This is a genomic window from Cupriavidus sp. BIC8F, from assembly GCF_032465815.1.
Lineage (GTDB): Bacteria > Pseudomonadota > Gammaproteobacteria > Burkholderiales > Burkholderiaceae > Cupriavidus > Cupriavidus necator.
This window is the reverse complement of record NZ_CP136097.1, coordinates 153,360-175,675: the sequence shown is the minus strand read 5'-3', so window position 1 is coordinate 175,675 and position 22,316 is coordinate 153,360. Positions and strand designations below refer to the sequence as shown.

The 22,316-nt window shown below is 62.3% G+C and carries 16 protein-coding genes and 4 pseudogenes; 9 read left to right on the top strand and 11 right to left on the bottom strand.

Going from position 1 to position 22,316, the window contains the following annotated elements:
* From RS901_RS37350 to RS901_RS37335, 4 genes are all read left to right on the top strand, one after another.
* Positions 1-816, top strand: a complete 816-nt coding sequence (locus RS901_RS37350) for an enoyl-CoA hydratase/isomerase family protein (RefSeq protein WP_316157643.1) — start codon at positions 1-3, stop codon at positions 814-816.
* A gap of 178 nt (positions 817-994) precedes the next feature.
* A complete protein-coding gene (locus RS901_RS37345; protein ID WP_316157642.1) occupies positions 995-2,338 on the top strand; it encodes an MFS transporter in 1,344 nt (447 codons plus the stop codon).
* Positions 2,339-3,079: 741 nt separating this feature from the next.
* The gene (locus RS901_RS37340) at positions 3,080-3,565 is read left to right on the top strand and encodes a helix-turn-helix domain-containing protein (RefSeq protein ID WP_316154023.1); all 486 of its coding nucleotides are present in this window, start codon (positions 3,080-3,082) and stop codon (positions 3,563-3,565) included.
* Positions 3,562-4,113, top strand: a complete 552-nt coding sequence (locus RS901_RS37335) for an IS630 family transposase (protein ID WP_316154024.1) — start codon at positions 3,562-3,564, stop codon at positions 4,111-4,113. Before RS901_RS37340 ends, RS901_RS37335 begins: the two co-directional genes overlap by 4 nt.
* Before the next feature lie 400 nt (positions 4,114-4,513).
* Here RS901_RS37335 and RS901_RS37330 read toward each other — a convergent pair whose 3' ends face one another.
* Entirely contained in the window at positions 4,514-5,995 is a 1,482-nt protein-coding gene (locus RS901_RS37330) for an amidase (protein WP_316157641.1), read from the bottom strand.
* 166 nt (positions 5,996-6,161) lie between these two features.
* The gene (locus RS901_RS37325; protein WP_410054272.1) at positions 6,162-7,226 is read right to left on the bottom strand and encodes an MFS transporter; all 1,065 of its coding nucleotides are present in this window, start codon (positions 7,224-7,226) and stop codon (positions 6,162-6,164) included.
* 68 nt (positions 7,227-7,294) lie between these two features.
* On the opposite strand from RS901_RS37325, the gene RS901_RS37320 reads away from it, so the two are divergent.
* The gene (locus RS901_RS37320; protein WP_316149395.1) at positions 7,295-8,524 is read left to right on the top strand and encodes an ISAzo13 family transposase; all 1,230 of its coding nucleotides are present in this window, start codon (positions 7,295-7,297) and stop codon (positions 8,522-8,524) included.
* A 31-nt stretch (positions 8,525-8,555) separates the two neighbouring features.
* Here RS901_RS37320 and RS901_RS37315 read toward each other — a convergent pair.
* Positions 8,556-8,822: pseudogene (locus RS901_RS37315) on the bottom strand (MFS transporter); the annotation flags it as partial.
* Between the two features lie 190 nt (positions 8,823-9,012).
* On the bottom strand, positions 9,013-10,287 hold the full coding sequence (locus RS901_RS37310) for a M20 family metallo-hydrolase (protein WP_316157640.1): 1,275 nt from the start codon (positions 10,285-10,287) through the stop codon (positions 9,013-9,015).
* Positions 10,288-10,471: 184 nt separating this feature from the next.
* Here RS901_RS37310 and RS901_RS37305 point away from each other — a divergent pair, with 184 nt between their 5' ends.
* Positions 10,472-11,059 (top strand): cupin domain-containing protein, encoded by a 588-nt coding sequence (locus RS901_RS37305; RefSeq protein WP_316157639.1) that lies wholly within the window; start codon positions 10,472-10,474, stop codon positions 11,057-11,059.
* Positions 11,060-11,238: 179 nt separating this feature from the next.
* Here the strand turns inward: RS901_RS37305 and RS901_RS37300 are convergent, their stop codons facing one another.
* The 3 genes from RS901_RS37300 to RS901_RS37290 all read right to left on the bottom strand — a co-directional run bounded on the left by RS901_RS37300 (position 11,239) and on the right by RS901_RS37290 (position 13,829).
* Positions 11,239-11,703 (bottom strand): RidA family protein, encoded by a 465-nt coding sequence (locus tag RS901_RS37300; protein ID WP_316157638.1) that lies wholly within the window; start codon positions 11,701-11,703, stop codon positions 11,239-11,241.
* Positions 11,704-11,780: 77 nt separating this feature from the next.
* Complete coding sequence (locus tag RS901_RS37295) at positions 11,781-12,530, bottom strand: creatininase family protein (RefSeq protein ID WP_316157637.1); 750 nt, start codon at positions 12,528-12,530, stop codon at positions 11,781-11,783.
* A gap of 12 nt (positions 12,531-12,542) precedes the next feature.
* Positions 12,543-13,829 carry an MFS transporter gene (locus tag RS901_RS37290; RefSeq protein ID WP_316157636.1) on the bottom strand — a complete coding sequence of 429 codons (1,287 nt, stop codon included), beginning with the start codon at positions 13,827-13,829 and terminating at the stop codon, positions 12,543-12,545.
* 161 nt (positions 13,830-13,990) lie between these two features.
* Between RS901_RS37290 and RS901_RS37285 the strand changes: the two genes are divergently transcribed.
* Entirely contained in the window at positions 13,991-14,914 is a 924-nt protein-coding gene (locus tag RS901_RS37285) for a LysR family transcriptional regulator (RefSeq protein ID WP_316157635.1), read from the top strand.
* Between the two features lie 7 nt (positions 14,915-14,921).
* Here the strand turns inward: RS901_RS37285 and RS901_RS37280 are convergent.
* The 4 genes and pseudogenes from RS901_RS37280 to RS901_RS37265 form a co-directional block, all read right to left on the bottom strand.
* A pseudogene (locus RS901_RS37280) lies at positions 14,922-15,131 on the bottom strand (molybdopterin dinucleotide binding domain-containing protein); the annotation flags it as partial.
* A 347-nt stretch (positions 15,132-15,478) separates the two neighbouring features.
* Positions 15,479-15,952 (bottom strand): ProQ/FinO family protein, encoded by a 474-nt coding sequence (locus RS901_RS37275; protein WP_316157634.1) that lies wholly within the window; start codon positions 15,950-15,952, stop codon positions 15,479-15,481.
* A gap of 117 nt (positions 15,953-16,069) precedes the next feature.
* Positions 16,070-16,957 (bottom strand): annotated as a pseudogene (locus RS901_RS37270) (tyrosine-type recombinase/integrase); the annotation flags it as partial.
* Positions 16,958-17,021: 64 nt separating this feature from the next.
* Positions 17,022-18,044 carry a DNA-binding protein gene (locus RS901_RS37265; protein WP_316149751.1) on the bottom strand — a complete coding sequence of 341 codons (1,023 nt, stop codon included), beginning with the start codon at positions 18,042-18,044 and terminating at the stop codon, positions 17,022-17,024.
* A gap of 194 nt (positions 18,045-18,238) precedes the next feature.
* Here RS901_RS37265 and RS901_RS37260 point away from each other — a divergent pair.
* Together RS901_RS37260 and RS901_RS37255 are read left to right on the top strand one after the other, a co-directional pair.
* Positions 18,239-19,189 (top strand): annotated as a pseudogene (locus tag RS901_RS37260) (site-specific integrase); the annotation flags it as partial.
* 121 nt (positions 19,190-19,310) lie between these two features.
* Complete coding sequence (locus RS901_RS37255; RefSeq protein ID WP_316149749.1) at positions 19,311-22,310, top strand: Tn3 family transposase; 3,000 nt, start codon at positions 19,311-19,313, stop codon at positions 22,308-22,310.
* The last annotated feature ends 6 nt before the right edge of the window (positions 22,311-22,316 follow it).

The window sequence follows — 22,316 nt, the reverse complement described above, 5'->3', positions numbered from 1 at the left end:
ATGACCCAGGCAATCGAGATGATCCATCCCGACCAGCAGCGGCTCCAGCAACTCGACGGCTTCTCCGTGGAGATCGATGCCGGGCGCGAGCGTGCGGACATCATCCTGCACCGTCCACCCTACAACGTGATCGCCATGGCAGCGCGCGACCAGTTGCGCGCCGTCATTGAAGCTCTGGATGCCGACGATCGCGTGCGCGTGATCGTGCTGCGTTCGCAAGGCGAGCATTTTTCCAGCGGCGGCGATATCAAGGGCTTCCTGGAGGCATCGCCCGAGCATGTCTCGCAACTGGCCTGGAACGTGGCGGCGCCGGCGCGCTGCAGCAAGCCGGTGATTGCCGCCAACCGCGGCTACTGCTTTGGCGTGGGCTTCGAGCTGTCGCTGGCGTGCGATTTCCGCATCGCCACCGAGACCACGCAGTACGCGCTGCCAGAACAGAAGCTCGGCCAGATCCCCGGCTCGGGCGGCTCGGCGCGCCTGCAGAAGATGGTGGGCATCGGCCGCACCAAGGACATCGTGATGCGCTCGCGCCGCATCTCGGGCAAGCAGGCCTATGAGTGGGGCATCGCCGTGGAATGCGTGGCAGACGCCGAGCTGGAAGCCGCCACCGATGCGCTGGTCGACGAGCTGCGCGGCTTCTCGCCGCTGGCGCAGCGCACCGCCAAGAAGCTGCTCAACGACACCGAGGACGCGCCGCTGTCGATCGCCATCGAGCTGGAAGGGCATTGCTATAGCCGCCTGCGCAGCTCGGACGATTTCCGCGAAGGCGTGGAAGCCTTCCACGGCAAGCGCAAGCCGGCGTTCCGCGGCAGCTGATGGAAATCGCGGGCGCGCCGGCAAGGCCGCTCGCATCCCGGACGAACTGACGGATAACGATGCCCGCTGCCACGGGGCAAGCATCGCGGGGGGAGCGCTTGCTTGGCGGCAAGGCACCGCCCGCGCGTCATCGCTGCCGTAATGATCCAAGCAGAGATCCAAATCAAAGGAGACAACAATGGAAGCCGTAGCAAAGAAGAGTACAGAGACGATCAGCGAGGCGCTGCCAGCGGCGAGCAATCGCCAGGTGTTTGGTGCCGTGACGGCGTCGTGCATGGGATGGGCACTGGACCTGTTCGACCTGTTCATCCTGCTGTTCGTGGCGCCCGTGATCGGCAGGCTGTTTTTCCCGTCGGAGCACGCGATGCTGTCGCTGGCGGCAGTGTACGCGTCGTTTGCCGTGACGCTGCTGATGCGGCCGCTCGGCTCGGCGATTTTCGGCACTTATGCCGACCGCCACGGCCGCAAGGGGGCGATGGTAGTTGCCGTCACTGGCGTTGGCTTGTCCACGGCGGCGTTCGGCCTGCTGCCCACGGTGGGTCAGGTGGGGCTGCTTGCGCCAGCCTTGTTTATCCTGCTCCGGCTGGTGCAGGGTATCTTCGTTGGTGGCGTGGTGGCATCCACCCACACCATCGGTACCGAATCGGTGCCCCCGTCCTGGCGCGGCGCCGTCTCCGGGCTGGTCGGTGGCGGTGGCGCGGGCATCGGGGCACTGCTGGCTTCCATTACCTACATGGCAATGACCGCGCTGTTTCCCGGGGAAGCGTTCGACGCCTGGGGTTGGCGCTGCATGTTCTTCTCCGGCATCATCAGCTCGGTGCTCGGACTGCTCATCTTCAACTCGCTGGAGGAGTCTCCGCTGTGGAAGCAGTTGCAGGCGGCCAAGGGTCATGCCGCGCCGGTTGAGAACCCGCTGCGCGTGATCTTCTCCCGCCAGTACCGTGGCGTCCTCTTCGTCAACATCCTGCTCACCGTCGGCGGTGGCAGCGCCTACTACCTGACCTCCGGCTATCTGCCGACCTTCCTTAAGGTGGTGGTGAAGGCACCGGCTGGTGAGGCTGCCGCCATCCTGATGGCCAGCAGTTTGGGGGTGATCGTGGCATCGATTCTTGCCGGCCACCTCAGTACGATGATCGGCCGCAAGCGAGCCTTCCTGTTGATCGGCGCGCTGAACGTGGTGGTGCTGCCGCTGCTCTACCAATGGATGCCGGCGGCGCCGGACACCACCACGCTCGGCCTGTATGCCATGGCGCTGGCCATGCTGGGCAGCACCGGCTTCGCCCCGATCCTCATTTTCCTGAACGAACGGTTCCCCACCAGCATCCGTGCCACGGGGACCGGCCTGTCATGGAATATCGGCTTTGCCATCGGTGGCATGATGCCGACGTTTGCTTCGCTGTGCGCCAGCACCCCGGTCGAACTGCCCATGGTGCTGGGCATCTTCCTGGCGGTTGTCACCGTCATCTACCTGGTGGGTGCGCTCATCGTTCCGGAGACGGCAGGACGCCTTGGCGACAAATGAGCGTTGATGTCCAGCCCGGGCCGTCGTACAAAATAATTTTGTCAACTCGGTATCCGGCCGGAAGCCTTGCTGGATCAGGCGGTCCGGGAATTGAATTTGCAACCTGCGCGACATTGCGACTTACCCTCCCGTGGGCTGGTCCTTAGACTGCAAGCGCGAATACTTTGAGTGGACGAAGGCAGTGGTTGACGGGCTCCGAGGTGTCCATCCTCGACTCGAGAACCTCTTCGACGAAGCATACGAGATTGGGAAGCCCTGAGTCTCTCGCTGCTCGCGCTAGCTGTTCTGTTTAGCCAAAACCATATCCATCTGAGGATGGGACCTACGGTCACGTTGTCCAGCAAATACCCTTGGAGGCGCACTTTATTCTTCTGTCCTTGTCAGGTGTCGCGATGGCCCGAAGTGACCAGATAGCAGGTCAGTTTCGTTGCTGAGTCTGACCGCAGGGGCGGACTTATCGAGGGTGCTTCTGAGGTGCTGCTGATATCTTCCGCTTCAGCAATCGTGGCCAATACTTGGCGCGCTCCGATAATAGGTTTCACTAAGCTTGCGATATCACCGTGCTTATGAATCGCCCCAATTTGAAATCAAGACCGCTTTTGCCACTACACGATGCGGTGGCCATCCCCGAGTCAATCTTCCAAAACGCGAGCGTCAATCCCTCAGGTCTTAACGGTCGCGACAAGAAGTTAAGTGTTTTGAGTAAACCAATTTCACGAATGAGAGTCAGATGCCAGTCACATGAAGAATGAGCTGGCATCGCCGATGAAGTGCACCATCGAACTGAACGACGTGGAGAAACGAACCTTGCAAGAGCTTGCGCTGCGGCATCCGTATGAAGACTTCCGGGTCAGAGGACAAGGCTTGTTGCTGCTCGGCGCAGGTCAACGAGTGCACGAGATCGCGAAGCAGTTGAATGTGAGCAAGAAGACGGTGTACAACTGGACGAACGCCTGGCGCGAGAAAGGGCTGTGCGGCTTGCTCAACGGTCATAAGGGAGGCCGCCCCCATTCGCTCTGCGAAGACATGGTTGCCACGGCTGTAGCCGCGGCGCGTGCGCAGTCCATGACGCTCAAACAGATTGCGCAGTGCATCGAGGCCGCCCATGGCATGCCGTTGCCCTGCCGCCTTGAAACGTTGGCCGGGGCACTGAAACGGGCAGGCTTTTCGTACAAGCGTGGCCGATACGCGCTCAAAAAAAACGCGACGAACAGGAGTTTGCCGTGAAGGCTGCCACGCTCGAGAAATTGCAGCAAGCTGCTCGTGATGGTGCATGTCGTCTCGTCTATCTTGATGAGGCCGGATTTTCGGCCTCGCCGCCGGTGCAGCGTGGCTGGTCGCCAATTGGCCAACCTCACTGCACGGTTCCCCAACCGCATTGCAGGCGTTCAGTCTTGGGAGCATTGGATTACGGAGCCAACCGGCTTATCCACCAGACCAGCAAAGGCAGCATCAAGCGTCCCTTCGTTATTGAGTTCTTGGAACAGATTGCTCAAAGTGCCACGCCTGGTCAGCTCACGGTCGTCGTGCTCGACAACGCGAAGATCCATCACGCCATCGAGCAGGATATCCTGGATCGCTGGCTCTTCGAGCACCGTATGGTTCTCTTTCATCTGCCGCCTTACAGCCCCGAACTCAACCTGATTGAAATCGTATGGAAACATGCCAAGTACCACTGGCGACGCTTCATCACATGGACCAAAGAAACCATCGATACCGAGATCGAGGATCTCCTCTCCGGCTACGGCTCAAAGTTTGAAATCCGTTTCTCGTGAATACTTACCCAGGTCAATCCACATATCGCCTCCTACTTGGAGTTGGCGCAAAACTGCTCATACAACACGGCCATAACGGCAAGTGCCTCCTGGCTCGCAATGGAATAGTCCCATCCGGCGAGGAAGCGCCCCGACGTAGCGCCCCTGCTGGCTGCTCGCGGCTATCGCGTGATTGTTCCCTATTTGCGTGGCTATGGTCGATCAAGGCCAATGATGTACTCGAATGGGTCACGCGGGTTCACCGTGTGCCGCCAACGCAGTCCGATATCCTCAGTGCCATGCGTGGGTTTCTGCGCTTCGTAAAGGCTGTGGATCCGGCAACCTCAGTTCCCGACAACCCTAAAAGTGTCGCGACTGCAACAATAAAACTGTCATCCCGCCACTTGCCGGATAGCGGCTACTACTGTTTCGACATCTCGTTGACGATTGACCCCGCCCATACCCGTGGCCGCCGTTCGCGCCAGGGACATGCCGTTTCCAATTGCGCGGCCAGACGGAACAGCGTGTCCTCCCGCCCGAAGCCAGACATAAAATGCGAGCCGATTGGCAGACCCGTTTGCGGGTCGATGGAAAGCGGCACTGACATTGCTGGCGTTCCGGTCACGTTCGATAACGCGGTAAACGGTGACTGGCTAAAAACGTGCGCGATCCAGCCAAGCCCATCGACGGATGTCTCTACCCGGTTGTATTCACCAATCCGAGGCGGAAGTCCGGGTAGCGTCGGTGTCAGCAGAATGTCGTAGTCGCCGAAGAACCGCCCCAGCGCCCGTGTGACCGTATTCCTGACCTGCAATGCCGCCAGGAGGTCTACGGCGCCAATCTCGATGCCGTATCGATAGAGCGCGAGCGTTGCAGGTTCGAGGTGTTTTTCATCCACCGTTCGTCCGGTGGCTGCGGCAATGCCGTTGATCCGGAGCGCCGCGTTGGCAGCCCAGATTTGCGCATTGCATTGCACAAAGGCGTCCCAGCTCACACCCAAATCCGGCGCTACTTCATGGACATGATGACCCAGGGACTCAAGTGTCCTGGCCACCTTGCTCAAGGCATCAGCAACCCCCGTGTCGGTACGCGCGGCATTGCATGGATGCATCATGAACCCGATCTTCAGATTTCCCGGCTGCTGCCGGATCTCCGACAGATAGCTGGCTTCGGGTGGGGCAATGTAGTAGGGCTCGCCCACGCCGCAGCCGTGGATGCCATCAAGCAGCGCCGCACTGTCGCGCACAGTTCGGCTCACGGCAAAATGCACGCCCAGACCATTCCATACTTCGTCCACGTAGGGCCCGTTCGACACGCGTCCCCTGGTCGGCTTCAGACCGAAGAGCCCGTTGCAGGAGGCCGGCACCCGTATCGATCCGCCTCCGTCCGTCGCATGCGCAATGGGAACGATACCGGCGGCCACCGCCGCTCCCGCACCGCCGCTCGATCCGCCCGCGCCATGTTGCAGACTCCAGGGATTCCTCGTCGGGCCGTACAGCACGGATTCCGTCGTCGTGCTGACCGCCAGTTCCGGCATGGTCGTTCGCCCGAGCGTGATCAGGCCTGCCTGACGGAAGCTCGTCATCACGTACGAGTCTTCTTTTGCGACGGTTCCCATCGCCAAACGACTGCACATTTCGCTCCTGCGCCCCTGCATGGCGACGCCAAGATCCTTGAGGAGAAACGGCACGCCGCCGAGCGGTCTCGGATCGGCGCTTATGATGCCGGCTGACTGTATCTCCACCTCTTCGGGCCAATAATCGAGCACAGCGTTTACCTGGGGATTGACCGCCTTGATGGCAGCCAACGCGGCCTGCGCTACTTCCATTGCGGTCACTTCTCGCGTGGCGATGAGGTGATGCAGGCCCATGCCGTCAAGGGCGGTGTATTCGGCGAGCTTCATTTGGACGTTCTCTTACAGCGAGACATTGGGAGGGCGCGCATCGCAAGGGCTGCGCGCCTGTCTGGTCTGACCGCAGGCAATGAAGGACGTTCGTCCCGCATCGCACTCCCCGGCGGCTTCATAGTTGAGTGACTACTGGCATGCGCGATCACTGGCCAGAGGAGATTTACTTCGCTTGACGCACGCTGGCCGACATGGGCGACTCGTGGCGAAGCGCGGTATCGGCCTTGGGCTTCAGGCGCAGGAACAGGATGATGAACGCGCACATCGGCAACAGCGCTGCCATCAGCAGGAACCCAGGGTAGATGCTGCCGGTCACGGATTTCGACCAACCGATGATGCTCGGGCCGAAGAAGCCGCCAGACAGGCCAATCGTATTGATCAGGGCGATGGCTCCCGCTCGTGCGTCGCCCTTGATGTACGCGGGCGGAACGGCCCAGAAGACGATGTTGGCCATCCACATCAGGCCGGTAGCGACGGTAACACATACCAGTGTCACTGCGAGATTGCCGTCGGCAAGGTACCAGCCAATGAAGCAAAGAGAGCTTATGGCGGCGGGCACGGCGATGTGAATTCGACGCTCCTGACGCCTGTCGGAGCTGCGGCCACCGAAGAAGATGGCAAACGCCGCAGCCACATAAGGAATGGCCGCATACCATCCGAGCGTCTGTGTGTTGGTGACACCGGCGGATCTGATGATCGTCGGCAGCCAGAAGCTCAAGGCGTAGATCGGCGCGATGATGCACAGATAGGCAGCCGCCAGGATATACACCTTGGGATCACGCAGCACCGTGAGGAACGATTCGTGCCGCCGGTCCGCAGCCGTGTTCGTTTCCGCGGCCAGCGCGCGTTTCTCCGCGTCGTTGAGCCATTTCGCATTGGATGGATCATCGACAAGCAGGAAGTAGGCCGCGACGCCAAGCACAAGGGTGGGGGCGCCTTCAATGAGAAACATCCATTGCCAACCGGCGAGGTTGGCCGTACCGGCGAAAGCCGTCATGATCCACGCCGACAGCGGCCCGCCAACAATTCCGCTGAAAGGGCCCGCAAGCCAAACCATCGAAATTGCGCCGGCAATGCGGCTCGGACCATACCAGCGCGACAGGTAGAACAGGACGCCCGGCGCGAAGCCGGCTTCGAAGACGCCCAGCAGAAAGCGCAGGGCGTAGAACACCGGGACGCTATTGACGAACACCATGCACATCGAGGTAATACCCCAGAGCACCATGATGCGGCTGAAGGTAAGGACCCTAGCAAAAATAACTTGAACAGTTGTCCTCGCGTCTATACGATGCGCACATGGATATCAGCGAGGCAGTCGAAGCGAAGTTTCGGGCCCTGCAGGCGCGCCTTGATGAGGCGACGTTGCGCCTATGGGCCGCCGCCGAAGCGCGCAGCCTGGGGCGTGGGGGCGTGAGTCTGGTGGCCAAAGCGATAGGCATCTCGCGCACCACGATCTATGCGGGACTGGCCGAACTCGAAGCGGCCGGTGGAGCGACGCGGGACATGACGGCCAAGCGCATTCGTGCCCCGGGAGGCGGGCGCAAGAGGCTAACTGAGCTCGATGCGAGGTTGTTGGAGCACCTGGATGCACTGGTGGAGCCGACCAGCCGGGGTGACCCGATGTCAGCACTACGATGGACGTGCAAGAGCACCACCCGTCTGGCCGAAGAGCTCAACCGGCTGGGGCATCGCGTGAGTCAGCGCACGATCTGCGATCTGCTGACGCAGACGGGCTACAGCTTGCAATCGGTGCGCAAGACACGCGAAGGCGCGCAGCACCCCGACCGCGACGCGCAGTTCCACTACATCGCCGACAAGGTGGCGCAGTATCAGCGCCAGCGTCAGCCGGTCATCTCGGTGGACACGAAAAAGAAGGAGCTGATCGGCGATTTCAAGAACGCTGGCCGCGAATGGCAGCCCAAGGGCCAACCCGAGCAGGCGCGTGTGCACGATTTCATCGACGATGAACTGGGCAAGGTTGCCCCGTATGGCGTCTATGATGTGACGGCCAACGAGGGCTGGGTCAGCGTGGGCATCAACCACGACACCGCCGAGTTCGCGGTTCAAAGCATCCGTCGCTGGTGGCTGGAGATGGGCCGTCCGTTGTATCCGAAAGCCAGGCGACTGCTGGTCACCGCCGACTGCGGTGGCAGCAACGGGTATCGTGTGCGGCTGTGGCGGGTGCAGTTGCAGCGACTGGCCGACGAACTCGGTTTCGCTGTGCAGGTGTGCCACTTTCCGCCGGGTACGAGCAAGTGGAACAAGATCGAGCATCGCCTGTTCTGCCATATCACGAACAACTGGCGCGGCCGACCGCTGTTGACGCGTCAGGTGGTAGTGAACCTCATCGGCAGCGTGAGTACCGCTGAAGGGCTGAAAGTGCGTGCGGAACTGGACGAGAACATGTACGACGCAGGTATCAAGGTCAGCGACGCCGAACTCGCTGCCGTGGCCATTGAGCGCGACGAATTTCATGGCGAGTGGAACTACCGCATCAAACCTCGAACATCTCGTCGCAAGACGTAATTGTTCAAGTTATTTTTGCTAGGATCCTAAGTCGGGCGCCAACCCTGGGCAGCAAGAGATTGCTTGGCACCTCGAACAGGACATAGCCCACGAAAAATATTCCGGCCCCGATGCCGTAGGCGGCGTCGGAGAAGCCGAGGTCGCTCTGCATCTGAAGCTTTGCAAAGCCTACGTTGACTCTGTCCATATAGGCGAACATGAAGCCAGTGAACAGCAGTGGCAGCAGGCGTAGATCTACCTTTCGATAGAGGGACGCACCGTCCGTCCCGCGCCATGAAATTTGGTCTTTCTGAGACATAGACCTCTCCTTTGGTTGGTGTGTATAGCGTCGCCACGGCGCGCATCGGCGCCGGGAGGTGTGGTCGAAATGGTTCTGGCGTCATTGCGTGGCAACTTCGCTTCATGTCGACCGACACTTCCCGGTGGCGGTACGGCCGATGGCTGCCCGTGTGCGGTTGGCCCGGGCTCGATGCGGGAGTTGGAACTGCCTATAGTTGTTCGGACATGATCGCCAGCATGGCGTCGCAGAGGACTTGCGCCCCGGCCGCGGCATCGACTTCGCGCGCGTTCTCGGCCTCGTTGTGGCTGATGCCCTTCTCGCATGGCACGAAGATCATGCCGGTGGGGATATGGTGTGCGGTGTACTTGGCGTCGTGAGTCGCGCCGGATACGATGTCAAGGAATTTCATGGCCCGACCGGCGGCAGCGTTGCGCACGGTTGCCACCACGCGATCGTCGAACGTTATCGGCGTGGACCTCAACAGAACCTTCGCCGACACCGGGCAGCCCTCGATCTCGCCGGAGCAAAGCTGAAGGATCGTCTCGCCGGCACGTAGCAGGGAGGCGGGGTCGGGATGCCGCAAATCGATATTGAATGTCACGCGGCCTGGCACGGTGTTAGGCGATCCCGGATAAACCTCCAGCCTTCCGACGGTGAAGCGCAGGATATCCTCGGGGTCGTCTATCGCGGCGCGAATGCGTCCGATGAGCGTGGTGGCGGCCACCAACGCGTCTTTGCGATGCCGCAGCGGCGTGGTGCCCGCGTGGGCCTCAGCCCCTAGCAGTTGGATCTCGTAGGCATGAAGCCCTTGAATGCCCGTGACAATGCCCACATCGCATGCCTGGTTCTCGAGCACGGGGCCCTGCTCGATGTGGGCTTCGATATAGGCAAAACCGCTCATGCCAAGCGGGCGCTTCTCCAGAACCGGCAGCTCCGCGATTTGGGCCTTCAGTGCGCTTTCCACATCGACACCGTTGACGTCCTTGATCGCCAATGCATCGGCCAGCGGCAGCGCGCCGGCCGCAACGGCGGAACCCATCGTGGGAGGGGGGAACCTTGAGCCCTCCTCGTTCATCCACACAACGAGCTCGATCGGGCGTTCGGTCTCCATATCGTGATCGTCGAGGGTCTCGAGGACCTCGAAACCTGCGAGCACGCCGTAGACACCGTCGAACCTGCCTCCGGTCGGTTGGGAATCGAGATGTGAACCCGTCAATACCGGCCTGAGACCCGGATTCTTTCCGGGACGGCGGATGAACAGATTGCCGATCGGGTCGATCGAGGTCTGATAGCCTCGCCTTGATGCCCATTGGAGCAACAACATCTTGCCCTGGGTGTCTTCCGCGGTGAGCGCCTGGCGGTTGACACCGCCTTTGGCCGTGGCGCCGATCCTTGCCATGGCGCAGACATGTTCCCAGAGCCGCTGGCTGTTGATGCGAGGACCGATTTGGGTGAGAGAGGAGGAAGGAGTGGGGGCGTTCATCTGGCTGCTTACCTGGTTGTGTTGCGAGCCAGTTTGCCGAGTTGATTCCTGTTAGTCAAGTAACTTGACCGACAGGAATCAATCTGTCATTACTTGTGACTCAAGGGTACCATTTGGCATGTTCGCACACGAATGCGGTTATACTTCACATTTGGCCGAGCCCGATATAATCGTTGTGTAATTTATGGAAAATACCGGACAAAATCAGGAAATTGTAATTGGTGGCCGGTTGAAGCATGCCAGACTTAATCGCAAATTGAGTTTGCGCCAGCTGGCAGAAAAGGTCGGATGTACCGAAAGTTTCCTTTCGAAAGTCGAGAATAACAAAGTACGCCCTTCGCTCCCGATGATTCACAAGATCGCTGTGAATCTGGGAATCAGTGTTGCCAGGCTTTTCTCGGAAGAGACGGATGCGGGCGGCGTGGTCACGGTAATGCGCGAGGGACAGCGGCAGACGCTCCGGACCGAGCATCAACGCGCGGGAAATGGCGTCGCGTTGGAAACGCTGCTTCCAAATAACCTCTGCACGTTGCTGGAGGCGAATATTCATCATATTCCGGTCGGCACCTCGTCCCAGGGTTATCTTGAGCACCAGGGTGAAGAAATGGGCTATGTGCTGGAAGGGGAGCTCGAGTTGACGGTGGACCAGCAGAAGACGATTGTGAAGAAAGGCGATTCCTTTTTCTTTCTTTCGCACCTTCCTCACGGCTACAGGAATATCGGCGCCGTCGATGCCCGGGTGCTGTGGGTCAATACTCCGCAGAGCTTCTAGAGCGTCGCCAACGAAGTGGCAGCCGACTGCTCCGAAGCTATCGCCGCTGCCCGGTATTCGGCAAGCGCGCATGAACCTGGCCTGTGCCGCTTCGCGTGAGCAACTGGCTGCCGCGCTGAAGTTTGTCGCGCAGACCTTGAGAGTTCGTCCGCCCGCACGGTTTGGTTCGATCTGAAGCCTCAGTCCAGTTCGACGCAGACTTCGATCTCCACGCAGGCCCCCAGCGGAATCTGTGCGACACCGAATGCCGACCGCGCATGCTTGCCGGCATCGCCAAACACGTCGACGAACAGTTCCGATGCGCCGTTGGTGACCAGATGCTGCTCGGTGAAGTCGGGCGTTGAATTGACCAGGCTCATGACCTGGACGATGCGTTTGACGCGATTCAGATCGCCGGTGTGGGCCTGTAGCGTCGACAGCAGATCGATCGCGACCGCGCGGGACGCGGCGCGTCCCTCGTCCGTCGACATCGTGGCGCCGAACTTGCCAACCCACACGTTGCCGTTCTTCTTCGCAATGTGGCCGGATAGGTAGACAAGGTTGCCGCTCTGCGCGCTCATTACGTACGCGGCAGCCGGCGCGCCTGCGGGGGACAGCTCGATGTCGAGTGCTTTCAGTCTTTGGTGGATATCGTGTGATTGCATGATGTTTGTCGATGGAGGGCAAGATGGCTGGCGCCACGGGGAGTCATCGCGAGTCATGTGGCGCCGGCGGACCGGTTTCAGTCCGGCATCGGCTCGCGGCCGAAGGCTTCGAGTTCGCGCGCCAGGGACTGCGCGGCCAGTTCGACCAGTGCGCGGCCTTTCTCGCGCGTTGCCAGGCCTGGATCGGAACCGATGCGTCCGTCCGGGAAGCGGGCACGGAAGTCGAGGGCTTCGCGGATCGGGCCGGTTGGGGCAATGGGCGGCGCATAGTCGGCCGACTTGATCGAATCGGGGAAGGCGTACTGCGTGATCGCAATTTCCGAAGGCGTGGCATGCGCGCCGTGGCCGGTCGGGAACTGGTCTCGTGCCAGTTCGCCCACGCCTTCGAGATCCCACCAGTTGCAGAGCTTCAGTGCGAAGCCGGCACGACGACGCGCAAAGCTTGCTTCGGCGTACAGCTCGGAGAACGCGGCATCGATCGACGAGACATTGCCGCCATGGCCGTTCAGGAACAGGATCTTTTCGAAACCATGCACCACCAGCGAGCGGGTCCAGTCGCCGATCGCGGCGATGAACGTGGACGGGCGCAGCGAGATGGTGCCGGGAAAGCCGAGGTGATGCTGTGCCATGCCGATGTTAAACGTGGGCGCCACGAGGATATCGGCGGTTTTCTCCGATTCACGCGCGATGATTTCGGGACACAGCCAGTCCGTACCCAGCAGCCCTGTGGGACCGTGCTGTTCGTTGGAGCCGATCGGCACGACGATCGTGCGGCTGCGCTTGAGGAACTGCTCGATTTCGGACCAGGTGGAGAGATGTAGAAGCATGACGACTCCTTGTTACTGCCTCGCGGGCAGCTTGTTGGCGAGGATGATCAGTGCGGAGATGATTGGCAGCGCGGCCAGGATCAGCACACCGAGGTGAAGGTTGCCGGTGGCGGTCTTGGCCCATCCGATGATGGCCGGGCCCCAGAAGCCGCCCGATAGCCCGATCGTGTTGATCAGTGCGATGCCGCCTGCGGCCGCCGGGCCCTTGATGTATTCGGAAGGCATGGCCCAGAACACCGTGTAGGTCATCCACAGCGCGCAGGTGCCGAGCGTGAGCAACACCAGCGATGCCGCAAGATTGCCGTCGACGAGGATGGACGCGGCGAGCAGCAATCCGCCGACGGTTGCGGGTACGGCACAGTGGAAACGGCGCTCGCCGACCCGGTCCGAGCGGCGGCCCATGTAGTACATGCCGAAGGCCGCGGCGACATAGGGCAGGGCCGAGTACCAGCCGAGTTGCACGGTGTCGTTCACGCCCTGGGCCTTGATAAAGGTCGGCAGCCAGAAGCTGATCGCATAGATCGCGGCGATGAGGCAGAAGTACGCCAGGGCCAGCACATAGACCCGGACATCGCGAGCCACGGCCAGGAAGGAATGATTGTGCGCCGCGCTGGATCCGATTTCGTTGGCGAGCAGGCGCTTTTCCTGCTCGGTCAGCCAGGCGGCGTCGGCGGGACGGTTCGGCACGAAATACAGGGCGAGCACGCCGAGCAGGATGCAGGGCAGGCCTTCGACCAGGAACATCCATTGCCAGCCGGCCAGGCCACCGGTGCCTGACAGCGCGGTGATCAGCCATGCCGAGACCGGGCCGCCGACAATGCCGCCGAGCGGGCCGGCAAGGAACACGATCGCAATGGCGCGCGCCATGCGCTGCGGCCCGTACCAGCGGGACAGGTAGTAGATCATGCCCGGGGCAAAGCCTGCTTCGAAGATGCCGAGCAGGAAACGCATGGCGTAGAACATCGGCACGTTGCGCACGAACAGCATGCAGGCCGAGGTGATGCCCCAGAGCACGAGGATGCGGCTGAAGGTCTTGCGTGCGCCGATGCGCGGCAGCATCAGGTTGCTCGGTATCTCGAACAGCACGTAGCCGATAAAGAAGATCCCCGCGCCCACGCCATATGCGGCATCGGATAAGCCGAGGTCGCCTTGCATCTGAAGCTTCGCAAAGCCGATGTTGACGCGATCGAGGTAGGCGAACAGGTAGCAGATCAGCAGGAACGGCAGAAGTCGCCAGTTGATCTTGTTGTAAAGGGTTGAAATGTCGTCTACTGCGCTTTCGCTCGGGATCACCAGCATGCCAGTCTCCAATGTCTTTTATGTGGGTACCGCGTTGATGGATCTGATAGTGGCAGCGACAAGGGCAATCGCCAACAGCAACTATGTCCACACTTCGTTGTCTTCCAGGCAACGTATCGGGTATGGTGTGAGTCTGTCATCGGCCAAGTGGATGGTTCGACATGCGTGAAATCAATCAGCAGCGGCTGCGCTACTTCCGCGAAGTGCTCGAGCAAGGCACCATTCGCGGCGCCGCGGAGAATCTCAACACATCGCCATCGGTGATCACCCGGCAGATCCGGCTGCTCGAGGACGAACTTGGCACGACTCTGTTCGAGCGACAGGCGCGTGGCGTCAGGCCGACCGAGGCCGCCGCGCATCTGCTTGAGTTCTGGCGCGGCTACCGGTCACATCAGGAGAAGCTCGAGGACCAGCTCCATGCCCTCAAGGGCCTGCAGCAGGGGCAGGTCCAGCTGGTCCTGAGCGAGGGGTACGTGGATGCGCAGGTCAATGAAGTGCTGGCGCCGTTCTGCGCGCAGTACCCGCTGCTCGACATCGAGATGGAGATCCTCGGCGTGGATCAGGTACTCGACGCCGTGGCCGAAAGTCGCGCGCACATCGGCCTTGCCTTCAATCCGCCGCCACATCCGCGCATCGAGTATCTGGCGAGTTCGTCGCAGCCGGTCGGCCTGCTGGTGCGGCCCGACCATCCGTTGGCATTGCGTGGCGGCGCGGCCAGCGTCAAGGACATGTTGTCCTGGCCGCTGGCCATGATGCCGGCGTCATTCGGCGTCGGGCACGCCGCCAAGATGCTCGAATTCGCGGAGAACATCAGGATCCGGCCGGTGCTGGTCACCAATTCACTGACGGCGCTCAAGCAGTTTGTTGCCTACGAAAACTACATGACGCTGGTCGGCGGCAAGTTCGCCGCGTATCGCGAAATCGCTGCCGGAACGCTCACGGTGGTGCCGATCGATCATCCGCTGTTCAGGGGCACCCAGGCGCGCTTGCTGGCCAAGGCCGGGCGGCCGTTACCGGCGGCGGCGCTCAAGCTGCTCGAACATATCCTGCGGAACATGCCGATGTTTGCGCAGGGCGGCCAGTAGCCGCCCGCTACGGCTCGCGCGACACCTCGACCAGGCAGCTCATCGCATTCCGTCCTTGCGTCAGATCCGACGTGCCGATATCGAGCGTCAGGGTATTGGCTGCCCCGGGATCCTCGCCATCGGCGTCGGGCGTGTACCATGCGCCGGTTGCCATGACGGCCACGCCGCGTGCCACGCGATCGCTGACCGCCAGCCCTGCCGCAATCGCGCCCCGCAGGCGTTATCCGCCGCCGTCCTACATTACACAGGCCATCCTGTAACCCAGCAGGAGCCCGCTATGGCAACAAGTCTGGGCAGAGCTCGATCTCAACAGTTTATTCAGACATAGCCTTATGAATCCCGGGGATCCATCTCATCGAGGCTGCGGGCGTGCTTCGGCTAACGTGACACCCATTAGTCGGCCAAAGAAGATCCGCTGACGCGGACCCCAGCCCCGACGCTCTGATCGGCGACGGCCTTGCATCGAACCAAGGAGCTCCGCGAGCGGTCATCAATTATCGTGGTGGCGCTTCGTCGGCGCACGAACCCCGCGCCAACGGCTCGGCACCCTCATCACAGATCAGATCAGTTGGGCTTCGGCGTGGTCGCGGGGCGAGATAGCGCTCGCGCCGCACGCTGTGCTTGCAGTCCCTGCGCCCGGGTCGCATCGGCCGGTGCAACGTGTCCCGCCGCCTGCCCCGTCAAATCCACGCGCGCGGCACCTTCCACAAGGCAGGTCCAGTAGCGGGTGCCGCGGCACCAAGTGCGGATCGCATCGCGCAACACCGACTCCGTCAGGCCAAGTTCCTGCACGTGCGGGACGAGATCCTCAAAGATGCCGATCTTGAGCGGCACCTTGGGCGCAGGATTCTTCGGAAAGGTTTGCGGGAAGCGCTTTTGCAATGTCACGATGGCTTGCAGCACCGGATCGACGGGCTTAACGGGCTTCGCCGGGCGAGCCAAAGCCTTCGGGGGTGCGCGACGCGTCTTGGCCTGTGGCGCGTTCTTGGCTTGCTTTGCCAGTTGTTCCTTCAATGCCGCCAGTTGTTCGAAGCCCATCGTGCCCAGCCAGTAAAAACGAACGGAGATTGTAGCAGTCCGTCGCAATTCGCCTTGCCGCCCACGCCGCGGCGGGGCATTGACCAAAGCAGGCATGCTGGCCAGGGTGTGCGCGTGTCACCCTTCGCGCTTCCACCCGATCCGGTGACGTTCCTGCGTAGCTTCGTGCCGCGCATCGTCCTCCGTATGCAGGTAAGCGCTGGTGGTCGAGATCGACGCATGCCCGAAATTGTCCCGCACGAAACGCAGGTCCACCTGCTGGTCGGTCATATGCGACCCCGCCGTATGGCGCAGCCAGTGCGCCGAGGCGCTGGCCAGCACCGCGGCCCGGCTTGCCCAATCCGGTCCGCGCGCGCGCAGGCGCGCGGCCGCCAGCGTAAAGATCTCCTTGAGCACCAGGTGCAGCGCGCCGCGCGACAAGGGTTTTTCCTTGCCAATGACCGGTAGCACGATGGGGCGGTCCTCGCCTGGCAATGGCATCGGCGGCAGGCCGTGGGCGCTGCGATAGCGCGCCAGCTCCACCATCATTTCGTCCGTGGCCGGCACCAGCCGCGTCTTGTCGCCCTTGCCCGTCACCTCCAGCCACCAACGCTCCAGGCCCTGGCTGTCGCGCCGGCAAAAAAACGCCCCCATGCGCGTGCTGGCCACCTCCGCCGCCCGCAAGCCCCCCAGGTACAGCACGGTCAGCACCCAGCGGCAGCGCGCCGCGTGCAGGCGCTCGCGCTCGGTCGCACGTTCGAGCGTGCCCGGCATGGCGTCGATGGCGTCCTTGACCGCCTGCCACAGGTCGTGGCTCAGGTAGCGCGTGACGCGCGGCTTGGGCGGGCTGCGCCGGCTGCGCGCCAGCGAGAGCGGGTTGCCGGCCAGGTAGCCGGCGTCGACCAGCCAGGCGAACAGGCCATTGAGGATCACCATGGTGTGGCGCGCGCTGGCCGGGGAAAGCGGCCCGGCAAACGGCCGCCACGCGGGCGCGCCGCGCGCGAGCTTTTTGCGCGATGCCATCACGGGGTCATGCCGGGATAAAGCCGGAAATGACACATAAGCCCAAAAGTAATAAAGAACGGCATCTTTATGTCGGTCGCCCACTGGCCACGAGATAGGTGCGCAACTCGGCTACGATGTCTTGCTGCGCCTCGCATTTGGCCTGTGACTGCGCGAAGGCCAGCTCAAGCTCGCGCACCTGCGTCGACAGGCTGCCAGCTTGTGCCAACGCTGCCGCCAATTGTTCCTGCAGCGCTTGGGCGTGGGCATCCTTGTCGGCGAGCTGCGTCGCCAGCACGCCGTTGCGCTGCTCGATCGGCTGCAGCGCTTCGAGCTTTTGCGTCTGGCGTCGACTGAATTCTTGAGCCTGCTGAAGAGCCTGGCGCGTATGGGACAGTTCGGCCACCAGGCGCGCGCCGTCCTGGTTCAGACGGGTGACTTCCTCCTGCTTGACGACGATGGTTTGCTGCGCCTGGCGTAATTCGGCCTGCAGTTGCTGGAGTTGCTGCTCGTGCCGGCGCTGGTCCTGGTCGCGCTGGTCCTTGACCGCTTGGCGGTAGTGATCGAGGGCTTCGCGCGCGTGCTGGTGTTTTTCCTCGAGGGAGCGCCGGTGGGCTTCGTTCTCGGCCAGCCGCTCCTTGAGGTCGGCGACTTGCTGCTCGGCCGTGTGGCGCGCGATCGTTTCTTGCTGCAGCGTCTCGCGGGCGCGGCCGTGCGCGTCTCGCTCCTGCTGCAGGGCCGTCTCGACGCGCTGCACGTGCCCGCCTAATTGCTCGGCGTCGCGGTGTGCGGCGGCCAGATGCTCCGTGTGCCGGCGCTCCTGTTCCGCGTGTTCGGCGCGCGCGGCATCGATCCCCGCATTGGCTTCCTCCTGCAATTGCGCGGCCAGCCGCTCCACCAGATCCTGCAGCGCCTCGCTGATAGAAGCCTTGCGGCCGGCGGCACCGCCGTCCTCGGTCTCGAGTTCCCGCAGGTACTTGTGGATGGTCGTCTTCGAGCCAGTATTACCGAGCGCGATGCGCACGGCGTCGACCGACGGGTGCTTGCCTTGCGCGATGAGCGCGTCGCGCGCCTTTTTCACTTCGGATTTGTAGAGTCCGGTGCGGGCCATCGGGCGTCCTCGAAATATCGTAATAGATTACATACCACGTAATTACATAGCAAAATACCGCACATGACAATGACGATTTGGGAGGAAACTCACACCGGATAAGGCGGCGTTATCCGGTATCATGCGCAAATTCGGCCAGCTTTGGCCCCTTTGATCCGTAATACGGCCTTCGCCCAGCGACAGGAGCCCCCCCGATGAGCAAGCTTGACCAGTACCTGCGGGCCGCCACGCGCGACAACACGCGGCAGAGCTACCAGTCGGCCGTGCGGCACTTCGAGGTCGGTTGGGGCGGCTTCCTGCCGGCGACCGCCGACAGCATCGCGCGCTACCTGGCCGACCAAGCCGAGACGCTGTCGGTCAACACGCTACGGCAGCGCTTGGCCGCCTTGGCGCAATGGCATCTCGAGCAGGGCTTCCCCGATCCCACCAAGGCGCCGGTGGTGCGCAAGGTGTTCCGCGGCATTCAGGCGCTGCACCCCGCCCAGGAAAAGCGCGCTAAACCGCTGCAGCTCGCGCAGCTGGACCAGGTCGTGCGCTGGCTCGATGCCGCCAGCGAGACGGCACGCGCCGAGCGTGACCGCGGCGCCGAGTTGCGCCACCGGCGCGACAAGGCGCTGCTCCTGCTCGGTTTCTGGCGCGGCTTCCGTGGCGACGAGTTGACGCGCCTGCTGGTCGAGCATGTCGCCATCGCGCCCGGAGAAGGCATGACCTGCTATTTCCCGCAGACGAAGGGCGACCGCCACTACCAGGGCACCACCTTCAAGGCGCCGGCGCTGTCGCGGCTGTGCCCGGTCGAGGCCTATGCGGCCTGGGTGGAAGCGGCGCGGCTGACGTCCGGACCGGTGTTTCGCGCGATTGATCGCTGGGGCCATGTCGGCGAGGCGGGGCTGCATGCCGACAGCCTGGTGCCGCTGCTGCGCTCGATCCTGGCGCACGCCGGTATCGCCTCGGCTGAGCTGTATAGCGGGCATTCGCTGCGGCGCGGGTTCGCCAATTGGGCGACCTCCAACGGTTGGGACCTCAAAACCTTGATGGAATATGTCGGCTGGAAGGATGTCCACTCGGCCATGCGCTATGTCGAAGCGGCCGACCCGTTTGCCCGACGCCGGATCGAATCGGCGCTGCCGGGCGCGCTACCAGGCCCCAACCCCGCGTAATGGCAGCAGGCTTGGCATTCAGGCAGCGGCAGAATATGCTGGCGCCTTTGCGCGCGATCCGCGCAACGAGCCGTTGCGAACAAGGAACGCATGTTGGGGAGTCCCTTGCATGGCCAGCATCGAACGCACCGCCTATCCGCGTTTTCCGCGTACGCTCACGCTCAAGGATCTGCAGACCTCGTTCACCCCGCGGCCGGAGGAAATTGAGTGGGCGCAAGGCTTCGCCCGCACCGCGGAGCGGCGCCTCGCGCTTCTGGTCAACCTGAAGTGCTTCCAGTTCCTGCGCCACTTTCCGGCGGTGGAGGCGGTTCCCCCGGAAGTCATCGAGCACGTGTCGGCCTGCCTGGGCATGGCGCCGGTACGGCAGATCACCTATCCCGCCGCGCATACCGCGCGCTATCGGCATCACAAGGTGATCCGCACCTTGTTGGGCATCAAGCCTTACACCGATGCCCAGACGCGCCTCGTCGCAATCCGACTCACCGAGGAAGCCGCCGGCGTGGTGGACACACGCGTGGACATCATCAACATCACGATCGAGGAACTGGTTCGGCTGGGCTACGAACTGCCTGCCTTCAGGACGCTCGACGAGATCGCGGAGCAGGCCCATGCCATGGCCGAAGCCGCGCTCCATCGCCAGATCGCGCAGCGCCTGTCCGCCGACCAGCGCCAATGGCTCGATCAACTGCTGGAAACCGAGCTGCCGGCGCGGCGCTCGCTCTATCAGCAGATCAAGCGATCCGCAAAGAAGGCGACGCGCAAACACCTCGACCTGGTGCTGGACCAGTTGGAGTGGCTCGAATCGCTGCCTGACAGCGACACGCTACTCGACAGCGTTCCGGCGACCAAACTAAAACACTTGGCCAACATGGCATCCGCCCTCGACGCCGGCGACATGAAGGACTTGCGGCCCGCCAAGCGACACGCACTGATCCTGGCCTTGGTGCGCCAGATGCGCATCGGCGCGCGCGACGACATCGCGGAAATGTTCATCCGCCGCATGGGGGCGATCCACAAGAGTGCCAAGGAAGAACTTGACATCATCCAGGCGCGCCAGCGCGAATTGAGCGAAGAGCTGGTCGCCGCGCTCGAGCTGGTCATCGGCATTCTGGCCGAAGACCTGGACGATGCCCATACCGGACAGCGCGTGCGCGAGCTGCTGGCGCCGCATGGCGATCTGGACAAGCTGCAGGCCGATTGCGAAGCGATCCGCGTCTGGAGCGACGGCAATCACTTGCCTTTGCTGTGGAAGCCTTTCAAATCATGGCGTGCGGCGATGTTCCAGATGGCGAAGGGCTTGCGCTTTGTCGCGGCGACCGAAGACCGCCGACTGCTCAAGGCGTTGGACGTCGTGCTGCAGAACGAGCACCGCAAGACCGATTGGCTCGCCGACGAGGTGGACCTGTCGTTCGCATCCGAGCGCTGGCGCAAGCTGGTGCGCCGCTCGCAGACCTTGGGCAAGCCGACGAATCGGCGCTACCTGGAGGTGTGCGTGTTTTCCCATCTCGCCGGCGATCTGCGCTGCGGCGACGTTTGCATCGAAGGATCGGGTAACTTTGCCGACCTTCGTCAGCAATTGATGCCGTGGGAAGAATGTCAGGCGTTGCTTCAGGACTATTGCGACCGGATCGGCCTGGCGTCCGATGCGCAAGGCTTTGTCAACGACCTCAAGCAGCTGCTGACCCAGACGGCCGAACAGGTCGACAGTGAATTCCCACAGCATGCCGGCGACGTGACGATCAGCCCCAGCGGCGAGCCTACGCTCACGCGTGTCACGGCGCGCGAAGTCCCGCCGTCGGCCATTGCCTTGCAAGCCGCCATCGACAGCCGGCTCGTGCCGCGCAATCTGCTGGACATCCTCGCCAACATCGAGCACTGGACGGGGTTCACCCGCCATTTTGGCCCGCAATCCGGCGACGATCCGAAACTGCGCAACGCGCGCGAACGCTATCTGCTTACCGTCTTTGCCATGGGTTGCAACCTCGGCCCCAACCAGGCGGCGCGGCACTTGTCGAACGGCGTGACGCCACATCAGTTGTCGTACGTGAATCAGCGCCACATGGGCCTCGAGCAGTTGGACAATGCCTGCCGCGACCTGACCGAGCTGTATCTACGCCTTGATTTGCCGAAGCTGTGGGGCGAAGGCAAGAAGGTGGCCGCCGACGGCACTCAGTACGACTTCTACGAGCAGAACCTTCTGGTCGGCATGCATTTCCGCTACCGCCGCATGGGCGCCGTGGCCTACCGGCATGTGGCCGACAATTACATCGCGGTGTTCCGCCACTTCATCCCGCCAGGCGTGCTGGAGGCCATTTACGTCATCGAGGGCTTGCTGAAAGCCGGCTTGAGTGTCCAGGCCGACACCGTCTATTCGGATACGCACGGCCAATCCGAAGCCGTCTTTGCATTCACCTACCTGAACGGCATCCAGTTGATGCCGCGCATCCGCAATTGGAAGGATCTGCGCTTCTACAAGGCGGAGAAGGGCATCCGCTACAAGCACATCGACCGTCTGTTCAGCGATGTCATCGATTGGCAGCTGATCCGCAGCCATTGGAAGGATCTGATGCAGGTGGCGATTTCAATCCAGGCCGGCCGCGTCATGTCGCCGATGCTGCTGCGTAAGCTGAGCCACGAGGGCCGGCACAACCGACTGTTTGCGGCGGCAAGAGAACTCGGTCGCGTGCTGCGCACAGTCTACCTGCTGCGCTGGATCTCGCAGAAGGACATGCGGCAGGAGGTGACGGCGACCACCAACAAGATCGAGTCGTATCACGCCTTCACCAAATGGCTCGATTTCGGCGGCGACGTCATTACCGAAAACGATCCGAACGAGCAGCAGAAGCGCGTGCGCTATATCGATCTGGTGGCCTCGGCCGTGATTCTGCAGAATACGGTCGACATGATGCGGATCATGCAAGACCTTCACGCCGCCGGCGAACCGGTTTCCGCGGCCGATGCCGCCTTCATGAGCCCGTATGGCACGACCGGGGTCAAGCGGTTCGGCAACTACCACCTCGATTTGAAGCGGCCGCCGGAGCCGTGGCTCAAGGAATCCTTGTTCCGCCAAGCCGTGAAACGAGCGCGCGCCGACGCCGGCAATGGTTGAGCAGCA